The following is a 621-nucleotide window of genomic DNA, read 5'->3' as shown; positions in this document are numbered from 1 at the left end:
TTATCGTCGCTTCAGTTCCCGTTTCATAGTGGCGGACAGCCCGCGCTTGCCGCCGGCGATCATGACCGAGCCCGAACCTTTATAATCATGGCCGCGATAGCCCTTGTCGACATAGATGCGGTCTGGATCAACGCCACTCATGGCTTTGGCCTGATCTACCGTGGCTTTGAGCGTGTGGCCATCATAGGGATTGCCCTCAAAGGATCTGGAGGCCAGCACCAACCCCTCCCGGTTCGTGGTTGCGATGCCGACCTTGCAACCGAACTCATACGGGGTGCGGGCCTTGCCTTTCGAGATGCAGACCACCTCGGGCGCATGCAGCGAATAGAGCTTATTCTTGTCCTTCGGCTTTTGCGCCAGCAAGCGCTCGACAAGCCCGAGCAGACGCGCGAACCTGGCCTTCAGGTACAGTCGGCTGTCGGTCGGGTGGACGATCGCCTTCGGCTGTACCGTGGTATCGACGGTGATCCGTTCCAGCGAACTCGGCTTGGCGGTCCCGGTGTCGAGGGCCACCTCAACGCTCGCCTTCAACAAGTCTTCCAGTCCCTCAGGCCCGATCCGCTTGCGCCAGCGTGTCATCGTGCTGGCGTCGAGCGGCGCTTCATGCTGGAAGAACTCAAA

1 pseudogene is annotated in these 621 nt (G+C 60.4%); it reads right to left on the bottom strand.

From position 1 onward, the window contains the following. Positions 1-3 precede the first annotated feature (3 nt). Positions 4-621 (bottom strand): annotated as a pseudogene (locus tag Q0835_RS30055) (transposase); the annotation flags it as partial.

Origin of the sequence: uncultured Roseibium sp. (assembly GCF_947499295.1) — a bacterium.
Taxonomy (GTDB): domain Bacteria; phylum Pseudomonadota; class Alphaproteobacteria; order Rhizobiales; family Stappiaceae; genus Roseibium.
This window is presented reverse-complemented; position numbering and strand designations above follow the sequence as displayed.